Genomic DNA, 17,624 nt, shown 5'->3' with positions numbered 1-17,624 from the left:
GTCCAGGGGACATGCCAATGCAGATGAAACCGCATGGAATTCGAATGGGACGAGGCCAAGCGTCTCGCCAACATCGACAAGCACGGCCTCGATTTTCTGGACGTGCTGTTTGTCTTTGAGGAAGCTCATCTGATCGCTCCGGCGCGACCCACGGGGGAAGAACAGCGCTGGTTGCTGACCGGCCGATTGGACGGGCGCTATGTGAGCATCGTCTTCACGCGGCGCGGCAACGCGATCCGGGTGATCTCGATGCGAAGAGCACGCAATGAAGAACGCAAGCGATACCAGGCGATATTCGGCTGAGGAACTGAAGGCGCTCCGCGCCCGCGAACGCTCGCGCACCGATTGGGCGCGCGTGGACGCCATGACCGAGGCCGACCTCGACGCTGCCATCGCCGCCGACCCCGACTGGAAGGACATCCCGCGCGACTGGCACAAGGACGCGGTGCCCGTCACGCCCGGCGCGAAACGCCTCGTCTCGCTCCGCCTCGACCCCGACGTGCTCGACTTCTTCCGCAGCCAGGGCAAGGGTTACCAGACGAGGATGAACGCCGTCCTGCGCGCCTACATGCGCGCGGCGCGTACGCGGGGCGGGAAGACATCCTGAGCATCGGGGGGGCTATTGGGGATGGAAGCCGAACCGTCGAGGCCCAAAAGGCCACCCGGAAGCAGGTCCCCCGCCATGGCAACCCGTCGCGTCAGGCTTGAAGCCGACGGCACCTTCCACACGACGGACGCTAGCCCGCAGCCCGTGAGGGGCCGCGTCGACTGGGCGCGCGTGGACGCCACCACAGAAGCCGAAATTGCCCGCCACGCCGCCGAGGACGACAAGGCCGCCGCCCAGGCCGCAGTATCCGCGGCCGCACCGGCCTAACCCAGGCCGCCTTCGCGGCGCGTATCGACGCGTCGGTGGACATGGTGCGGAGCTGGGATCAGGGCAGCCGCCTGTCCGCCGAAGGCTTTGTTGCGCGTCATGGACCGCGCACCGGGGGCGGCGCTAGCGGCGTTCGGGTGATGCAATGCAGGCGGGGAGGGCTCTGCCCTCCCCGAAACCCCACCCGCCGAGGGCCGAAATGCCCTCGGAACCCGTGCTCTGGTGCCCGCGCGATTTCGCCGCGCGCATCGCGGTTGGCGGAGTTCACACCGCGAAATGTTGGCCGGAGCATTCATCCAGCGACATATCGCTCAGTGCGCGTCTTGGAGGCTCGACCTGCGGCAGCTTGACCGGACGAGGCCGTGAAGCAGCAGGATCCCCCTTGGGGATCCCCGTACACCTCGACACCGTCGATACCACCATACGCTCATACGGTGAAACCGTGATACCGTGATGCCGAGCTCTTCGCGACTGTTTCCTTGCCATTTTCGGCCGCCTACCTGCCCATTTCCTCCATTTAGATTTCTTAGATGCTGAAAAAAAGCCATCTCGATATCTGAGTTTGGCATTTTCAAGGTTAACTCAGGCTCAGTTTCCGAAACTACGCATTGGACTTTGCCAGGGGCCGGCACTACATAGAGCGCATCGTCAAGTCCCGGAGATAGCCGTGGGTCCACACCCGGCCGCACTCCGAAGAGCTCTCGGTCTTCACGGTTCCTGGGGCAGAACATTGGCGAAGGGCCCGGCGTCCAAACCCGGGCCCGCCCCCTTTTTCGGTACGTAATCAATGGCCAAGAACACTGCGCGATCAATTCTTCGGCGGCAGCTCGATGCCCGTCGGAGGCTATGGCCTGACCTTACCGACGCCATGCTTTGGGGCATGGATAAGGAAGGTTGGGTGGCGCTGCCGCGTCTCATGCCGCTGATGCTCAGCATCATGGACGACCTCTCCGGGAAGGGCTTTCCGGTGGGTAGGACCTACCTCGAATTGTGGTCGCGAATTCGTGTCGAGGAGAGTTTCCTCACATTGAATCGGCCGGAGGAGATGGCATTTCATGCAGGATTCGAGGGGCAGCGCGCGCTTCGGACTTGGAAGGATAGAATACAGCGTCTTGCCAATCTTGGCTTCATAGCCGTCAAGCCTGGGCCGCTTGGAGAACTCTCCTATGCGCTCATTTACAACCCCTACCACGTCATCAAGCGCGCGTATCTTGAGGGCAGAGTCCACGAGAATAAGTGGCAGGCCCTAGTTATTCGGGCAAATGAAGTAAGCGCATTCGACGTTGACGATATTGATGCCGATGGGAAGTTGATCGTCCTCGAGGATGAAGACGATGACGACGAAAGCGATACGGAAGTCGCCAAGCCGCCATCACGTCGCAAGAGGTTGCGCAGCCAGGGCAAAGGGCGACCTGCGCGTCAGAATGCCACTTAGCCAAGGATTCACATTTTGACCCGGGAGCTTGGGGACGCTTGACTTTCCATCCACACAGAAATAGGAATTATTTCCGCCTCTGTGAGCTCCGTCCCATGCCCCTCCCCCGCCCCTACCGCCCCCGCCCCTGGACCCCTCTCACCGACGCCGAGTGGTCCATCCTCAAGCCCTACATCGAAAACACCGGCCCCGGCCGCCCGCTCCGCGACCCCCGCGGACGCCTCGACGCCATCTTCCGCATCTGCCTCACCAACATCCCCTGGTGCCATGTCGGCACGGACCATGGTCCTACGGCCACCATCGCTCGCTGCTTCCGCCGCTGGGCGCATGATGGCCTCTGGTCCACCCTGCTGAAGCAATCCGCCCGCCGCCGCGCGCCCCGCCCGCTCCGCGCCCTCAGGCCCTGGCTCGCCGCCATCTTCCGCCGCTGCCACCGCATCCTCGGCCTCCAGGCGGTCATCCTCGCCCGTCGCCTGCACGTCTCCCGCGCGCTCCCCGGCCCCTCCTGGTACTTCCCGGACCCGGATTTGTCCGAATCGATCGCGGACATCCAGCAGGATGCGCTCACCCGCCCCGACGACCCCGCCCTGCCCGAAATCCTCGCCCTCTGCCGCCGCCTGCTCGGCTGGCTGGGCCGCCGCCGGCCCGTCCCGCGCTACCTGGTCCCGGTCGGCTGATGCCCCGCGCGGCGTCCCCGGCCCCGCCACCCGCCCATCGCCGCCCCGGCGCCCGCCGGCGCGCCGGAACGCTTGCGCCCGCCCCGCGCCCCTGCGAATCCCTCCCCATGACGCCGATCGACCGCGCCCTCCGCGAAGCCCAGGCCGCCGCCGCGCGCGGGGAGGTCCCGGTCGGCGCCGTCGTCACCGACGAAGCCGGCACCCTCCTCGCCGCCGCGGGGAATGAGGTCGAGGCCCGCTGCGACCCCACCGCCCACGCCGAGATCCTCGCCCTGCGCGAAGCCGCCCGCCGCCTCGGCTCCCCCCGCCTGCCCGGCTGCACGCTCACGGTCACGCTCGAACCCTGCCCGATGTGCGCCCAGGCCGCGTCCTTCTTCCGCGTGAAGCGCATCGTCTTCGGCGCCTACGACCCGAAAGGCGGCGGCGTGGACCACGGCGCGCGGATCTTCGCCGCCCCCTCCTGCCACCACGTCCCCGAGGTCATCGGCGGCGTCCGCGAAACCGACTGCGCGGCCCTGCTGCGCGGCTTCTTCGAAGCCCGGCGTTGACCATGCCCCCCTTATGCCCATTGATCCCGGCAGCGACGAACGGAGAGTGCGATGCGTGAGGTGAACGGCAGTGAGCTGCTCGGCGGCAGCGACCACGAATTCGTCGTGAACCTCTACACGGTCATCCTGAACCGCTGGCCGGACGAGGACGGCTACCGCCACCACCTCCAGAAGATCGAGAACCACCCCGAACGCCGCCGCGAAACCCTGGTCGGCGTCGCCGGCAGCCAGGAAGCCCGCAACCTCGGCGTGGTCCTCCGCTTCGATTCCGACCCGCCGCCCCCGCCGCCGCCCGCCGCGAAGCCTGCCCCGAAGCCCGCCGCCAACAGCCTCGCCGCCGCCCTGGCCGAGCCCGCGCCCGCCACCGACCTGATCGGCGCCCTGGCCGACCTGCGCGACCGCCTCGGCACCATGTCCCCCGCCGAACTGGCTTCCGCCCAGCGCCTGCTGGCCGAAACGCTGGCCGCCGTCGCCGCCCACCAGGCCGACCGCGTCGAGGCCCGCCTCGCCCGCCTGGAATCCCGTGTCGGCGGCTGACCGCCCCCGCCGACCACCAACCCTGCACCAAGGCAGGCCCGCTACCGCGCACCCACCCCGCGCCAATTCGGCCGATTCCGGCCCGCACGAGCGCACCCCACAGGGCCGACCGCGCGACGGCGCGCCGCGCCAATCGCCGCGGATGCATCGCGCCCGTCGTCTGAAGGCGACGAAGCCGCAGCCTTTGTCCGCGCGCAAGAACGCTTACCGCGCGACGATCCGCCCATCCTCCCGCAGGCTGGCGAACCGCCCCTCCTCGATCGCCTCGGCCACCACCTCGTCCAGGATCGGCCCCGTGTCATACGGATCGAGCGCCCGGTCGCGGAACATCACGTACCCGTCGCCCCCGCGCCGCATGAAGTCGTTGGTCAGCACCCGGTACACCCGGTTCGGATCGAGCGGCACGAACTGCCGCCCCTGCGCCACTTCCGCCTGCCGCACCCGGCTCCCCGCCGGCGCATCCGGTGTCCAGACGAAGCGCACCCCCGCGACCTGCGGGAACCGCCCCGCATCCACCCCCTGCGCCACCCCGTTCTCCAACGCCGCGAGCACATCCGCCCCCCGCAGCCCCATCACCGCGACCGTGTTCCCGAAAGGCAACACGGTCAGCACATCCCCATAGGTGACCTGACCGCCCGGAAGCCCCGCCCGCAACCCGCCGCCATTGGTGATGGCGATCTCCGCCCCCGGTATCCGGGCGAGCATCGCCTCCGTCACCAGGTTCCCCAGCGCGCATTCCCCGCGCCGGCACTCGGTGTTGGACATCGCCGCCGGCAGCGCGCCCACCACCCGCCGCCGGGTCTCGGCCAGGGGCTTGGCGAACTCCTCGACGATCGCCGCGACCCGCGCATCCTCCGGCACCGCGAGCCCGAGCGGCACCGGCGCCCCCGCATGCGCCGCCACCCGCCCATCGGCCGCGAGGTCGAGGTCGAGCCGCCCGAGGAACCGCCCGAAGGCCCCCGTCTGCACGATCCGCACCGTGCGGTCCCGCCCTTCGACCAGCAGCGGCGCCGGCCCCTCCGCCTCCGGCTCGGGCGCGAGCAGCGTGTGCGAATGCCCGCCCACGATCACGTCGACGCCCGCGACCTCCGCCGCCATGCGCCGGTCCGCCCCGATGCCGAGATGCGACAGCAGGATGATCGTCGCCGGTCCGCGGCTGCGGATCTGCGCGACCGCGCGCGCCACCGCCTCGGCAGGGTCCCCGAAGCGCAGGTTGCGCCCCGGGGAGGAGAGCTGCGGCGTCTCGGGCGTCGTCACCCCGATCACCGCGATGCGCGCCCCGCCCTTCACCGTCTCCCACCAGGGCCGCAGCTTGCCGTCCAGTTCCGGTTCCGCCCGCGTGTCGATGTTCGCGGCGAGGATCGGGAAGTCCGCGCCCGTCACGAAGCGCGCGAGATTCGCCGCCCCGTTGTCGAACTCGTGGTTGCCGAGGGTCATCGCCTCGCAGCCCCAGGCCTTCATCACCGCCAGCTCGGCCGCGCCGCGATGCTGCGTGTAGAACAGGCTGCCCATGAACTCGTCGCCGGCGTCGATCGCGAGCACCGCGCGCCCGGCCGCCGCGGCCTCGGCCCGCGCCGCGCCGATCCCGCCCGCGAGCCGCGCCGACCCGCCGAGGCATTCGACGTTCGGGCGGCACGCCGCCCCCGTCGCGCGCGCCACCGGTTCGTGGCGGCTATGGAAATCGTTGACGTGCAGCAGGGTAACGGCATGCGCCGCCTGCGCCGCGGCAGGGCGCAGGAACGGGGCGGCGAGGGCGCTGCCGAGGAGAAGACGGCGGGAGACGAGCATCGGGTCGGCCTTGGTCGGTGGGCTGCCGCAATCCTGCCGCGCCGCGCGGCGATTGTCCCTTGCCGCATGCGGCGTGCGGGTCCAAACCGGGCCCGTTCGAGTTTCCCACCGCAACCGGGACCGGGGCGCGATGCAGGTCTACCTGCCCATCGCAGAGATGAGTGTCGATGCCCTGCTGCTGCTCGGCATCGGCTTCGGCGTGGGCTGGCTGTCGGGCCTGTTCGGGGTGGGCGGCGGCTTCCTGCTGACGCCGATCCTGATCCTTATCGGCATCCCGGCTCCCGTTGCGGTCGCCTCCGGCGCGAACCAGACGCTTGGGGCCTCGGTCTCGGGGCTCATCGCGCAGTGGCGGCGCGGCAATGTCGATGCGCGGATGGGCTCGGTGCTGCTGGTCGGCGGCCTGGTCGGCTCCGCACTCGGCGTGCAGTTGTTCGCGCTGCTGCGACGGCTGGGGCAGGTCGACCTCGCGGTCGCGATCTTCTACGTCGTCGTCCTCGGCACCGTGGGCATGCTGATGGTGCGCGAGAGCGTGCGCGCCATCTGGCGCCGGCGCCGCTCCGGCGGCACGGCGACCAAGGCGCACGAGCACACCTGGCTGCACGGCCTGCCGTTCAAGGTGCGCTTCCGCAAGTCGCGGCTCTACATCTCGGTCGTGCCGCCGCTGCTGGTGGGCTTCGGCATCGGCGTGCTCTCGGCGGTGATGGGCGTGGGCGGCGGCTTCATGCTGGTGCCGGCGATGATCTACCTGCTCGGCATGCCGACCTCGGTGGTCATCGGCACGTCCCTGTTCCAGGTGGTGTTCGTCTCGGCCAACGTGACACTGCTGCAGGCCTGGCAGGTGGGCAGCGTCGACATCGTGCTCACGCTGCTGCTGCTGGCCGGCGGCGTCGCCGGGGCGCAGTTCGGCGCGGCGATGGGCACCAAGTTGCGCGGGGAGGAAACCCGCGCGCTGCTCGGTCTGCTGGTGCTTGCCGTCGCGCTGAGCCTGGGATGGGACCTGGTGCGGGTGCCGGAAAGCCTGTTCACCATCGGCCCGGCGCGATGAGGCGCCTGCTCGCCGCGCTGCTGCTCCTCCTCCTCGCGCTGCCGGCCGCCGCGCAGCAGCCGACCACGCCGCAGCTCGCCGCCGACCTTTCGACCGACCGGGTCGAGATCTCGACCGGCTTCACCGGATCCTCGGTCATGGTGTTCGGCGCGACCGAGCGCCTGATCGGCCCCGAGACCGGCGACGACATCGTGGTCGTCGCCTGGGGCCCGCCGCAGCCCACGGTGGTGCGGCGGAAGGTCAACGTCATCGGCTTCTGGGTGAACGGGCCGGCGGCGACCTTCCCCGACATCCCCGGCTTCTACGCCATCGCCGCCACCCGCCCGGTCTGGCAGACCCTGCCCGAGGATGTGCGGCAGGCCGCGCGGCTCGGCCTCGCTTCCCTGCCGCTGCGCGCGACCGGCAGCCAGGGGCCGGCCTTCCGCGCCGCGCTGCTCGACCTCAAGCAGCAGGACGGGCGGTGGCAGGAATACGCGGCGCCGATCACGGTGGCCGGCGGGCGGCTGTTCAGCGCGCGCATCGCCTTCCCCGACACGGTGCAGACCGGCGACTACCGCATCGAGGTGCTGCTGGTGCGCGAACAGCGCATCGTCGCGCGGCAGGAACTGTTCCTGCGCGTCGACCGCGTCGGCACCGCCGCATCCATCGCCCAGGTCGCGCGCGTCCAGCCGCTCGTCTATGGTGTGGTCTGCATCCTGCTGGCCGCGCTCGCCGGCTGGCTGGGCAGCATCATCTTCCGCAGGAGCTGAGACCGCGATGCCCGGAAGCGAGGAAGCCGCCGCCGCGAAGTCGGCCGACAAGCGCGACCGCATCTTCCTGGTCGTCGTCGACGACAGCCCCGAGCGCGCCGTTGCGCTGCGCTACGCGTGCCTGCGCGCCCGCAAGGGCGGCGGCCGCGTCGCCCTGCTGCGCGTGGTCGAGCCGGTGGGCCTGGTCGAATGGGCCGGCGTCGGCGTGATGATGCAGGAGGAACGGCGGGAGGAGGCGGAGAAGATGCTCGCCGGCCTCGCCGCCGAGGTGAACGAGATCACCGGCGGCTATCCCATCCTGCTGATCCGCGAAGGCGAGGGGCGCGACGAGCTGCTGAAGCTGCTCGAGGAGGATCCGCGCATCTCGATCCTGGTGCTGGCGATGGCGCCGGGGGGCGGCGGGCCGGGGCCGCTGATCACGGCGCTGACGGGCCGCTACGCGAGCCGGCTGACGGTGCCGATGACGCTGGTGCCGGGGTCGCTGGACGACAGGGAACTGGATCGCATTACGTGACGGCGGGGGGAGACGGGAACTTCTCCCCCCGGAACCCCCCTCAACCTTCTTTGGGACCTGGGGACTGACCGCGGCGGGCGGCACCAGGTGACCAAAAAAGGGAGGGGGTTCGGGGGAGGTTCACCCTCCCCCGACCTTCCCCTCGATCGCATCCCAGATCGCCTTCTCGAGATGCACGCCGTCGAAGCGCGCGATCTCCTGCAGCCCGGTCGGCGAGGTCACGTTGATCTCGGTGAGGAAGCCGCCGATCACGTCGATGCCCACGAAGATCATGCCGCGTTTCTTCAGCTCGGGGCCGATCGCGGCGCAGATCTCCTTCTCGCGATCCGTCAGCTTCGTCGGCTCGGGGCGGCCGCCGACATGCATGTTCGACCGCGCCTCGCCCGCGGCGGGGACGCGGTTGATCGCGCCCATGGCGACGCCGTCCACCAGGATGATGCGCTTGTCGCCCAGCCGCACAGCGGGGACGTATTTCTGGATCACCAGCGGTTCGCGCGAGCGTTCGGTGAACATCTCGACCAGCGAGTTCATGTTCGGATCGTCGGGGCGCAGGTGGAACACGCCGGCGCCGCCATTGCCGAACAGCGGCTTGATGATGATGTCGCCGTGCTCCTCGCGGAACGCCGCGATGCGGCGGCGATCGGCGGTGACCATGGTGACTGGCATCAGGTCGGGGAAATGCGTGACGAACAGCTTCTCCGGCGCGTTGCGCACCTCGGCCGGGTCGTTCACCACCAGCGTCTTGGGGTGGATGTGCTCGAGGATGTGGGTGGCCGTGATGTAGGCCATGTCGAAGGGCGGGTCCTGGCGCATCAGCACCACGTCGGCGCCGGAGCCGAGGTCGAGCTCCTCCTCCGCGCCGAAGCTGAAGTGGTTGCCGTATTCGCGGCGGACCGTGATCGGCTTGGCCCAGGCGGTGACGCGGCCGCCGCGGAGCGCCAGGTCGCGCACGTGGTAGTGCCACAGCGCGTGGCCGCGCGCCTGGGCCTCGAGCATCAGGGCGAAGGTGGAATCGGCGTCGATGTTGATGGACTCGATCGGGTCCATCTGGACCGCGACGCGGAGGCTGCGGGTCATGAGCGCACTTCCTGATCCTGGTCCGGGACGGACCGCTTGGGATGAGGTCGTGCCATTGCCGGGCGGATTGCGCCAGTGGGCGCGCGCGGGTCGGGTGCCTCAACCCAGGATTGTTTATCGTTAACGCCGCACGATTTCCGGTTAAGCCCTGCCCGTTCCGTGGCATAGGTGAAGGCGTCGTTAATCGGCGGCAGGACGCCGCGCCATCCCTCGCTGCCGAGGCGCGCGCATGTTTCCCTGGCTGTCGCTGTCCGACGTCCCGCTCATCCTGGCCGACGACCCGGTGCCGCCCACCGAGGTCTGGGTGCCGTCGGCCGATCCGGCGCCCGAGGCCGTCGTGCCCGCGCTGCAGGTGGTGCCGGAGGACGCCTTCCCCACTGCGGCTGAACTCGACGCGATCTTCGCCGAGGCCTCGGCCCGGCCGCCCGGGCCGGACCTGGCGCTGCGGCAGGAGGTCGTGGCGCTGCTCGGCCTCGATGCCGCGGTCGCCGAGGATCCGGCGGCCTATGACGCGGCGCTGGCCGCGCTGGCGCCGGAACCGGCCCCCGATCCGGTCAGCGACGTCCCCGCCCCAGCGTTGGACTGGGAGGCGATGAGCCGGGACTGGGGCGATCTGTCGCGGGGCTGGATCCTGGGCTGACGCGCGGCGCCGCGGTCTCGAAGGCGTAGGGGGAGGCACCCTCGACGGACGGGTCGAGCACCAGGCGGTGCTCGAGCGGGGGGAAGGCGCGGCTGCGGCAATCGGCGCGGTCGCAGAGCCGGCAGGAGAGGCCGATGCCGACCGCGGCGGTGTCGAGGTCGAGGCCGTCCGCATAGACCAGGTCCGGCGCGCGGGAGATGTCGCAGCCCATGGCGACGACGTGCACGGGCGGCGGTTCGCCCCAATGCGCCGCCGGTCCCTGCACGGTGCGCGCGACGGTGAGGAAGGTCGCGCCGTCGGGCAGGCGCGCGACCTGCACGCGGATGCGGCCTGGCGTCGCGAAGGCCTCGTGCACCACCCAGCGCGGGCAGGACCCGCCGAAGCGCGCGAAGGGGAAGCCGGCGGCGGAGAAGCGCTTGCCCACGTTGCCCGCGGGATCGACGCGGAGGAAGAAGAAGGGCACGCCGCGCGCGCCGTCGCGCTGCAGGGTCGACAGCCGCTGCGCCGCCTGTTCGAAGGACACGCCGAAGCGCGCGGCCAGGGCCTCGATGTCGTGGCGCAATTCGCGCGCGGCGGCGAGGTAGGGCGCATAGGGCATCAGCAGCGCGCCGGCGGCGTAGTTCAGCAGGCCGATGCGGATCATCTGTCCCGCCTCGGGCGTCGAGGGCTCGGCGCCGGCGAGGGTCTGGTCCACCGCCTCGCGCGCCTCGATCAGCATCAGCGTGAAGGCCATCTGGAAGCCGCGGGATTCGCGCGGCAGGGATTCCGACAGGTGCAGCACGCGCGCCGCCGCATCGTGCCGGCGCAGCGCGCCGTCCATCGGGCCGACCAGCACGGTCAGGCCATGCACACGCCGCAGGCGCTCGGCGATCGCGTGGTTCATCTCGGCGGGGCGCGCGCCGAGCTCGCGGCCGATCGCCTCGGCGGCGGCTTCCAGCGCGGGAAAGTGGTTGGCGCGGTCGTGGAAGAAGTCCCGCGTCTCCTCGTTCGGCAGCAGGATGCGTCGGCCGGTGGGCAGGGCGAGGCCGGAGGAATCCTCCCGCGCGACGCGCCAGGCGCGATAGAGCGCGAGCACGGCGCGCGCGGCGTTGGGGGCGGAGGCGGCGAGCGTCGCGACCTCGGGCTCGGGCACTTCCTCGAGGCCGAGCATGGGGTCGGACAGCACCTCGCGCAGGCCCGCTTCGAGCTGCCGTTCCGCGCTGCCCGACAGCGCGGCGAGCTCGACGCCGAGCGTCTCCGTCAACTTGATGAGCAGCGAGGCGGTGACCGCGCGCTGGTCGTGCTCGATCAGGTTCAGGTAGCTCGCGGAAATGCCGAGGCGCGTGGCGAGCGCCTGCTGCGTGAGGCCGCGTTCGGCGCGCAGGCGCCGCACGGTCCGGCCGATGAGGGGGCGCGCCATCGATTTACACCCTTCACAATCCCGGGACGCTGAATGTGAAAACATCCACATTCTTGCGGCGTCGGAGCCAAGATCGCTGGTGATCTTCGGCAATGCAATGTGAATTATTCACGGGCGCCGGACAGTCCGGCTGGAGTCGAGATCACCACCATGCGCCCGAACACCTCGCCCTGCTTCGCCCCCGATGGTTCCGGCGGCGGCCTGCCGCCCCAGGATCCGAACCGCTTCGCCGGCATTCGCCGCGACTACACGGAAGCCGATGTCGCGCGCATCGCGGGGTCCTTCCGCGTCAGGCACACGCTGGCCGAGAACGGCGCGCGCCGGCTGTGGGAGCTGCTGCGCAACGAGCCCTTCGTGAACACGCTCGGCGCGCTGACCGGCATGCAGGCGCTGCAGCAGGTGAAGGCCGGGCTGAAGGCGATCTACCTGTCGGGCTGGCAGGTGGCCGCGGATGCGAACAGCGCCGGGCAGATGTACCCGGACCAGTCGCTCTATCCCGTCGACTCCGTGCCGAAGGTGATCAGCCGCATCAACGCGTCGCTGCGCCGCGCGGACCAGATCGCGACGATGGAGCGGCTCGACGGCAAGGCCGATGATCGGACGCACTACATGGCGCCGATCATCGCCGACGCCGAGGCCGGCTTTGGCGGCGCGCTCAACGCCTATGAGCTGATGCGCGCGATGATCGAGGCGGGTGCGGCCGGCGTGCACTTCGAGGACCAGCTGGCGTCGGAGAAGAAGTGCGGGCACCTGGGCGGCAAGGTGCTGGTGCCGATCAGCCAGCACATCCGCACGCTCAACGCCGCGCGGCTCGCCGCCGACGTGGAAGGCGTGCCGACGGTGCTGCTCTGCCGCACCGATGCGGAATCGGCGCAGCTGCTGACCGCCGATGTCGACGAGCGCGACCGGCCCTTCATCAGCGGCGAGCGCACGCCGGAAGGCTTCTTCCGCATCAAGCCCGGCGTCGGCAAGCAGTACGCCATCGCGCGCAGCCTGGCCTATGCGCCCTATGCCGACCTGCTGTGGTGGGAGACGTCCGACCCCGACCTCGACGATGCGCGCGAATTCGCGGAAGCGATCCACCGCGAGTTCCCGGGCAAGATGCTCGCCTACAACTGCAGCCCGTCCTTCAACTGGCAGCGGAAGATGGGCGTCGAGGCCGCGGCGCGCTTCCAGCGCGAGATCGGCGCGATGGGCTACAAGTTCCAGTTCGTCACGCTGGCCGGCTTCCACTCGCTGAACCTGTCGATGTTCAAGCTGGCGCGTGGCTACGCCGAGCGCGGCATGGGCGCCTACAGCGAGCTGCAGCAGGCCGAGTTCGCCGAGGAGCAGAACGGCTTCACCGCCGTGCGCCATCAGCGCGAGGTCGGCGTCGGCTACTTCGACGCGGTGGCCATGGCGGCCTCGGGCGGCCAGTCCTCCACCACGGCGATGGCGCATTCCACCGAGACCGCGCAGTTCCACGACAGCAAGCAGCCGCAACCGGCGCACTGACCCCAGAACGAGGAGACGATCCATGAGCAACGACCGCCACGACGACGGCCTGGTGCATTCCCACCGCTGGGCGACCGAGCCCCCCCGCCCGGCCCAGCAGCGCCCCCGCGTGATCCCCGCACCCACCGAGGATCGCGACGACGGTCTGGTCCACAGCCATGGCTGGGCCTGCGGGGAGCGCGGCCGCCCGTCGCATTGAGCGCAGCGGGCGGGAAGGTCCCGTCTTCCCCGCACCGTCCGCAGCAGCATGCCGCCGTCCGGTCCGCCGGGCGGCGGCATCGCGTTTCATGGGCTTCGTGCTCCCGGCCAAGCTGGCCGGAGCGTAGTATTGCGGGCTTGCCGGCGCGCCTCGGGGAGGATGCCGTGGCCGATGATCCCGACGATCTGGGCGATGCGCGCAGTCGCCTCGAGAACCAGCGCTTCCGCGCGGTGATGGAACGCAGCAAGGGCTCGAACCCGGAATACGCCTACGCCCCGCGCTGGGTCCCGACGGGCAACTGGCGGATGGATATCGGCGACGTGATCCTGCACGTGGTTGGCTACGGCATCATCGGCGCGGTCGTGGCGATGCACCTGCTCGGCTACTACTAGCGCGGTCTCCGATCGGGCAGCGCGGGCGCTCTGCGCTACATCAACGACGCGCGGCAGCAACAGAGTGACAAACGCCCGTCACATCAGCGTGCCATATGCGCGCGCGACAGAGGGAAGGACCACCACATGCCGGGCCAGCGATATTCCATTCCTTCCATCGTGCTGCACTGGACCATGGCGCTCGCCATCGCGTTCGCCTGGATCGGGGCGCAGGTGGCGGACGTCTTCGGGCGCGGGCCGACCAAGACCTTTGTCGTGGGGAGCCACGCGCTGCTGGGGCTGGCGGTGCTCGCGCTGCTGCTGCCGCGGCTGCTGGCGCGCTGGACGGGCGGGGTGCCGGGGCCGGCGCCGGGCGCGCCGGCGTGGGAGGTGCGCCTCGCGCATGCGGCGCACCTGCTGCTCTATGCGCTGATGCTGGCGCTGCCGCTGAGCGGACTCCTCACCGCGATGACCGGGCGTACGCCCTTCGACCTGGCGGGGCTCGCGACGCTGCCGAACAGCCTGGCCGGCACCGGGCTGCGCCGGACGGTGAAGGAGGTGCATGAGCTGCTGGCGAACGGGATGCTCGCCGCCATCGCGCTGCATGTCGCGGCGGTGCTGTGGCACGCCTTCGTGCGGCGCGACGACGTCGCCTGGCGGATGGGGCTCGGCCCGCGGCCCGTGGCCGGGGAGGGGCCCGCCACGGGGGAAGCCGCGTGACCTGACGCGGCTGCCGCCGGGGGCGCCCTGCCCCGCGGGGCGCGGCGATGCCGATGCCGAGGGCGTGGCTGCCTCGCCGCATGTGTGGCGGGCCGGATCCGCGATCGCCGGGCCGCGCGCGGTGGCGTGAGCCGCGGGCCGCAACGCCGCGTGCCCGGCCCGGCGGCGGGCGATCGCGCCAAGAGTTTTAACGATTCGTGACTGCCACGACGTCCAGACCCGTGAGACGGATCGCCTGCGACGTCTCATTTACGATCACGCTTGCGTGTTTTTCTGAGATCGAGGCGCCGCATCAGCGGCCGCCCACGCCCCGGCCGCCACGAATGAGGAGCCGCCGCGGCCATGCTGCTTCACCCCGACCGCCCCCTGCCCTGCCGCCGGCGCTTCTGGCTGCGCCTGTCGATCCTGTCCCTGCCACTGGCGCTGGCCTTCGGGTCGGAGCCGGGATCGGCGGCCTGCGTCGCGGCGGGCAGCACGACGACCTGCACCGCCGCTTCGCCCAATCCCTTTGCCGCGACCATCGGCGCCGGGGACACCGCCGGCGGCGACGGGCAGGCGGTCCGCGTCCAGGCCGGGGCCAGCGTCGCGCTCGGCGATGCCCCGGCGATCAGCCTGCGGGACGGGGCGAACATCACGGTCGGCGGCACCGTCAGCAGCACCGCGACGGGCGCCGAGGGCGGCTATTTCACCGGCGGCAACACCATCGAGTTCCGCGACAACGGCGTGCTGACGGTGAACCAGGGCGGCCAGGTGCTCGCGCTCGGCACGCAGGACCGCGGGGAGGCAGTGAACCTCCAGGGCAATGGCAGCACCATCATCAACAACGGGCTGATCCAGGCGCCGAACACCACCGCGATCTGGCTGCAGCCCGAATACAGCCGCAACACCATCATCAACGGCCCGACGGGGGTGATCCAGGCGCCGGGCGGCTTCATGGCGCCGGGCAGCGTGCTCGGCGGGTCGAGCTTCGCGAGCGTCGACTTCACCAACCAGGGCACGATCCTGGGCGGGCTGCACCTGCTGCGATACGACGATGTGCTGCGCCTCTACACCGGCTCGGTGATCACCGGGACCTTCTCGGGCGGCGAGGGCCACGACCTGATCTACCTGAGCGGCGCCGGCACCGACAGCATGGCCGGCACCTTCACCGGCTTCGAGGAGCTGTACAAGAACGGCACCGGCACCTGGACGCTGACCAGCCCCGTCACCGATGTCGGGCTGATCCGCGTGCAGGACGGCACGCTGGTCCTCGCGGCGAACAATGCGGGCTTCGCGGGGACGGTGACGGTCGATGCGCCCGGCATCCTGCAGGGGCGCGGGCAGGACCTGCCGCTCGCGATCCTCGACAACGGGCTGGTGCGCTTCGCGCAGCCGGATGCCGGGGTCTATGCCGGGCTGATCAGCGGCGCGGGCTGGATCGAGAAGACCGGCGCGGGCGTGCTGCAGCTCTTGCCGGCGGATCCGGCCGGCAACGGCTTCACCGGCGGCACGCGGCTGACCGGCGGCGTGCTCGCCGTCGCGGCGGACCGCGCGCTCGGCGCGCCCTCCGCGGCGATCGTGTTCAACGGCGGCACGCTGCGCTTCGACGGGGCCTTCGACCCGGCGGCGACGCGCCCGATCAGCCTGCTCGCGCCGGGCGGCACCATCGACACCAACGGCTTCACGCCCACTATCGCGCAGGGCATCACCGGCGCGGGCGGGCTGACCGTGACCGGTGCCGGGATGCTGACGCTGACGGGTGCGAACGCCTATGCCGGTGGGACCACCATCGCGCCGGGCGCGCGGCTGCGCATCGGCGCGGGCGGGACGAGCGGCAGCATCCTCGGCGCGGTGCGCAATGACGGGACGCTGGTGTTCGACCGCGCGGGCACGCTCGGTTTCGACGGCGCCATTGCCGGCCGGGGCAGCGTCGAGCAGAACGGGCCGGGCACCACGGTGCTGAACGGGCAGGCGTCCTATACGGGCGAGACGCGGGTGAATGCCGGCACGCTGCGCGCCGGCGCGCCCGGCGTTTTCAGCGCTGCCTCGGTGCACATCGTCGGCGCGGGCGGGGTGCTCGACCTCGACGACCGCGACCAGGCGATCGGCGGGCTGGTCAATGCGGGGTTCACGACGCTCGGCCACGTGCCCGGCACGGTGCTGACGGTCAACGGCAACATCGTCGGCCAGGGCGGCGTCATCGGGCTGACCACCTACCTCGGCGGCGACAACAGCCCGACGGACCGCATCCGCCTGGTGGGCGGGACGGCGAGCGGTACCTCGTTCCTGCGCATCACCAACGCCGGGGGGCCGGGCGCGCTGACGCTCGGCGACGGCATCCGCGTGCTCGAGGCGACGTCCGGCGCGACCACCGCGCCGGGCGCCTTCCGCCTCGAAAGCCGGGTCGTCGCGGGCGCCTACGAATACCAGCTGTTCCGTGGCGGCAGCACCTCCGGCGAGGACTGGTTCCTGCGTTCATCGCTGCCGGCGGGGCCGGGGCAGGAGGCGGTGCCGCTCTACCGGCCGGAGGTCGCGCTCTATGCGCCGATCCCGGCGATGATGCGGCAGATGGGGATGGCGACGCTCGGCACGCTGCATGCGCGCGTCGGCGAGGAGGAGAACATCCGCGGCCTCGAGATCAGCAGGCCCTACGTCAACGGCGCCTGGGGGCGCAGCTTCGGCGAGCGCAGCGAGAACAGCTGGACCGGCGGCGCGGCGCCCTCGACCGAGGGCGACCTGGTGGGCTTCCAGGCCGGCCTCGACATCTTCCGGCGCACCGGGGCCGACGGGCATCGCGACCATGCCGGCATCTATGTCGCCTATGCGCGCTACACCGCCGATGTCACGGGCATCGCGCTCGGCGTGCCGGGCGCATCGGTGGGCAAGCTCGCCCTCGATGGCCCGGCGATCGGCGCCTACTGGACGCATTTCGGGCCGACGGGCTGGTACGTCGACGCGGTGCTGCAGGCGAACTTCATCGATGCGCGCGCCACGGGGCGCGACGGCACGCGGCTCGACACCGACGGACAGGGTTATGCCGCCTCGCTGGAGGCCGGGTATCCGGTCGCACTCGGCGATGGCTGGCAGCTCGAACCCCAGGCGCAGATCGTCTGGCAGACGGTCGATGTGGCGAGCACGAGCGACGTCTACTCGTCGGTGCGCTGGTCGCCGGGGACCGCGGTGCTGGGACGCATCGGCGCGCGGGTGCAGTACACCGCGCAGTCGGGCAACACGCTGTGGCAGCCCTTCGCCCGGCTGAACCTGTGGCACGGCAATGCGGACAGCGACCTCGTCGCGCTCGGGCCGTCGGCGCCGATCGGCATGCGCATCGGGGATACGGCGGCGCAGGCGGGGGTCGGCATCACGGCGCGGGTCGGGCGCAATGTGAGCCTCTACGCGCTCGCGGATTACCGCTGGACGCTCGATGACAGCCGGAGCAGCCAGGACTCGCTGCAGGGCGTGGCGGGGCTGCGCGTGAACTGGTGATGGCGTTCCGGGTGTCCGGCACCCGCCCCTCACACCCCCCCCGCCCCCCCCCCCCCGTTCCTGCGGACGGGGGGCGGGGGGGCGGGCGGGGG

Annotated in this window: 19 protein-coding genes; 16 read left to right on the top strand and 3 right to left on the bottom strand. The window is 71.0% G+C overall.

Annotated features, from left to right (window positions below):
- Positions 1-33: 33 nt before the first annotated feature.
- The 7 genes from GWK15_RS12035 to GWK15_RS12005 all read left to right on the top strand — a co-directional run bounded on the left by GWK15_RS12035 (position 34) and on the right by GWK15_RS12005 (position 4,071).
- Positions 34-303 (top strand): BrnT family toxin, encoded by a 270-nt coding sequence (locus tag GWK15_RS12035; protein WP_168041579.1) that lies wholly within the window; start codon positions 34-36, stop codon positions 301-303.
- On the top strand, positions 266-607 hold the full coding sequence (locus tag GWK15_RS12030) for a BrnA antitoxin family protein (protein ID WP_168041578.1): 342 nt from the start codon (positions 266-268) through the stop codon (positions 605-607). Before GWK15_RS12035 ends, GWK15_RS12030 begins: the two co-directional genes overlap by 38 nt.
- 75 nt (positions 608-682) lie before the next feature.
- The gene (locus tag GWK15_RS25660) at positions 683-874 is read left to right on the top strand and encodes a hypothetical protein (RefSeq protein ID WP_209442175.1); all 192 of its coding nucleotides are present in this window, start codon (positions 683-685) and stop codon (positions 872-874) included.
- Between the two features lie 880 nt (positions 875-1,754).
- Positions 1,755-2,309, top strand: coding sequence for a hypothetical protein (locus GWK15_RS12020; RefSeq protein ID WP_209442174.1), 555 nt, complete (start codon positions 1,755-1,757; stop codon positions 2,307-2,309).
- 95 nt (positions 2,310-2,404) lie between these two features.
- On the top strand, positions 2,405-2,986 hold the full coding sequence (locus GWK15_RS26320; protein WP_168041577.1) for a transposase: 582 nt from the start codon (positions 2,405-2,407) through the stop codon (positions 2,984-2,986).
- Positions 2,987-3,093: 107 nt separating this feature from the next.
- Positions 3,094-3,534, top strand: a complete 441-nt coding sequence (locus tag GWK15_RS12010) for a nucleoside deaminase (RefSeq protein ID WP_209442173.1) — start codon at positions 3,094-3,096, stop codon at positions 3,532-3,534.
- A gap of 51 nt (positions 3,535-3,585) precedes the next feature.
- Positions 3,586-4,071: a DUF4214 domain-containing protein gene (locus GWK15_RS12005; RefSeq protein ID WP_168041576.1), complete on the top strand. Its 486-nt coding sequence runs from the start codon at positions 3,586-3,588 to the stop codon at positions 4,069-4,071.
- 204 nt (positions 4,072-4,275) lie between these two features.
- Here GWK15_RS12005 and GWK15_RS12000 read toward each other — a convergent pair whose 3' ends face one another.
- Positions 4,276-5,859, bottom strand: coding sequence for a bifunctional metallophosphatase/5'-nucleotidase (locus GWK15_RS12000; protein WP_168041575.1), 1,584 nt, complete (start codon positions 5,857-5,859; stop codon positions 4,276-4,278).
- A gap of 157 nt (positions 5,860-6,016) precedes the next feature.
- Here GWK15_RS12000 and GWK15_RS11995 point away from each other — a divergent pair, with 157 nt between their 5' ends.
- The 3 genes from GWK15_RS11995 to GWK15_RS11985 are packed head-to-tail and all read left to right on the top strand — an operon-like array spanning position 6,017 to position 8,167.
- On the top strand, positions 6,017-6,904 hold the full coding sequence (locus tag GWK15_RS11995) for a sulfite exporter TauE/SafE family protein (protein ID WP_456306849.1): 888 nt from the start codon (positions 6,017-6,019) through the stop codon (positions 6,902-6,904).
- Positions 6,901-7,653, top strand: a complete 753-nt coding sequence (locus GWK15_RS11990; RefSeq protein WP_168041573.1) for a TIGR02186 family protein — start codon at positions 6,901-6,903, stop codon at positions 7,651-7,653. The genes GWK15_RS11995 and GWK15_RS11990 overlap by 4 nt, the downstream gene beginning before the upstream one ends.
- 7 nt (positions 7,654-7,660) lie before the next feature.
- On the top strand, positions 7,661-8,167 hold the full coding sequence (locus GWK15_RS11985) for a universal stress protein (protein ID WP_168041572.1): 507 nt from the start codon (positions 7,661-7,663) through the stop codon (positions 8,165-8,167).
- A 120-nt stretch (positions 8,168-8,287) separates the two neighbouring features.
- Here the strand turns inward: GWK15_RS11985 and gshB are convergent, their stop codons facing one another.
- On the bottom strand, positions 8,288-9,244 hold the full coding sequence (gene gshB / locus GWK15_RS11980; protein WP_168041571.1) for a glutathione synthase: 957 nt from the start codon (positions 9,242-9,244) through the stop codon (positions 8,288-8,290).
- Between the two features lie 229 nt (positions 9,245-9,473).
- On the opposite strand from gshB, the gene GWK15_RS11975 reads away from it, so the two are divergent.
- Entirely contained in the window at positions 9,474-9,884 is a 411-nt protein-coding gene (locus GWK15_RS11975; RefSeq protein WP_168041570.1) for a hypothetical protein, read from the top strand.
- On the opposite strand, the gene GWK15_RS11970 is transcribed toward GWK15_RS11975, so the two are convergent.
- Positions 9,799-11,283: a helix-turn-helix domain-containing protein gene (locus GWK15_RS11970; RefSeq protein WP_168041569.1), complete on the bottom strand. Its 1,485-nt coding sequence runs from the start codon at positions 11,281-11,283 to the stop codon at positions 9,799-9,801. The two genes, GWK15_RS11975 and GWK15_RS11970, sit on opposite strands and share 86 nt — an antisense overlap.
- A gap of 150 nt (positions 11,284-11,433) precedes the next feature.
- On the opposite strand from GWK15_RS11970, the gene aceA reads away from it, so the two are divergent.
- The 5 genes from aceA (at position 11,434) to GWK15_RS11945 (ending at position 17,532) form a co-directional block, all read left to right on the top strand.
- Positions 11,434-12,777 carry an isocitrate lyase gene (gene aceA, locus GWK15_RS11965; protein WP_168041568.1) on the top strand — a complete coding sequence of 448 codons (1,344 nt, stop codon included), beginning with the start codon at positions 11,434-11,436 and terminating at the stop codon, positions 12,775-12,777.
- Positions 12,778-12,799: 22 nt separating this feature from the next.
- Positions 12,800-12,976 carry a hypothetical protein gene (locus GWK15_RS11960; RefSeq protein WP_168041567.1) on the top strand — a complete coding sequence of 59 codons (177 nt, stop codon included), beginning with the start codon at positions 12,800-12,802 and terminating at the stop codon, positions 12,974-12,976.
- A gap of 164 nt (positions 12,977-13,140) precedes the next feature.
- Complete coding sequence (locus GWK15_RS11955) at positions 13,141-13,368, top strand: hypothetical protein (protein ID WP_168041566.1); 228 nt, start codon at positions 13,141-13,143, stop codon at positions 13,366-13,368.
- 126 nt (positions 13,369-13,494) lie between these two features.
- A complete protein-coding gene (locus GWK15_RS11950; protein ID WP_168041565.1) occupies positions 13,495-14,067 on the top strand; it encodes a cytochrome b in 573 nt (190 codons plus the stop codon).
- A gap of 342 nt (positions 14,068-14,409) precedes the next feature.
- A complete protein-coding gene (locus tag GWK15_RS11945; RefSeq protein ID WP_168041564.1) occupies positions 14,410-17,532 on the top strand; it encodes an autotransporter family protein in 3,123 nt (1,040 codons plus the stop codon).
- The last annotated feature ends 92 nt before the right edge of the window (positions 17,533-17,624 follow it).

Origin of the sequence: Neoroseomonas oryzicola (assembly GCF_012163135.1) — a bacterium.
GTDB lineage: Bacteria > Pseudomonadota > Alphaproteobacteria > Acetobacterales > Acetobacteraceae > Neoroseomonas > Neoroseomonas oryzicola.
Note: the sequence above shows the minus strand (reverse complement) of the source record. Positions and strands in the feature narration are given on the sequence as shown.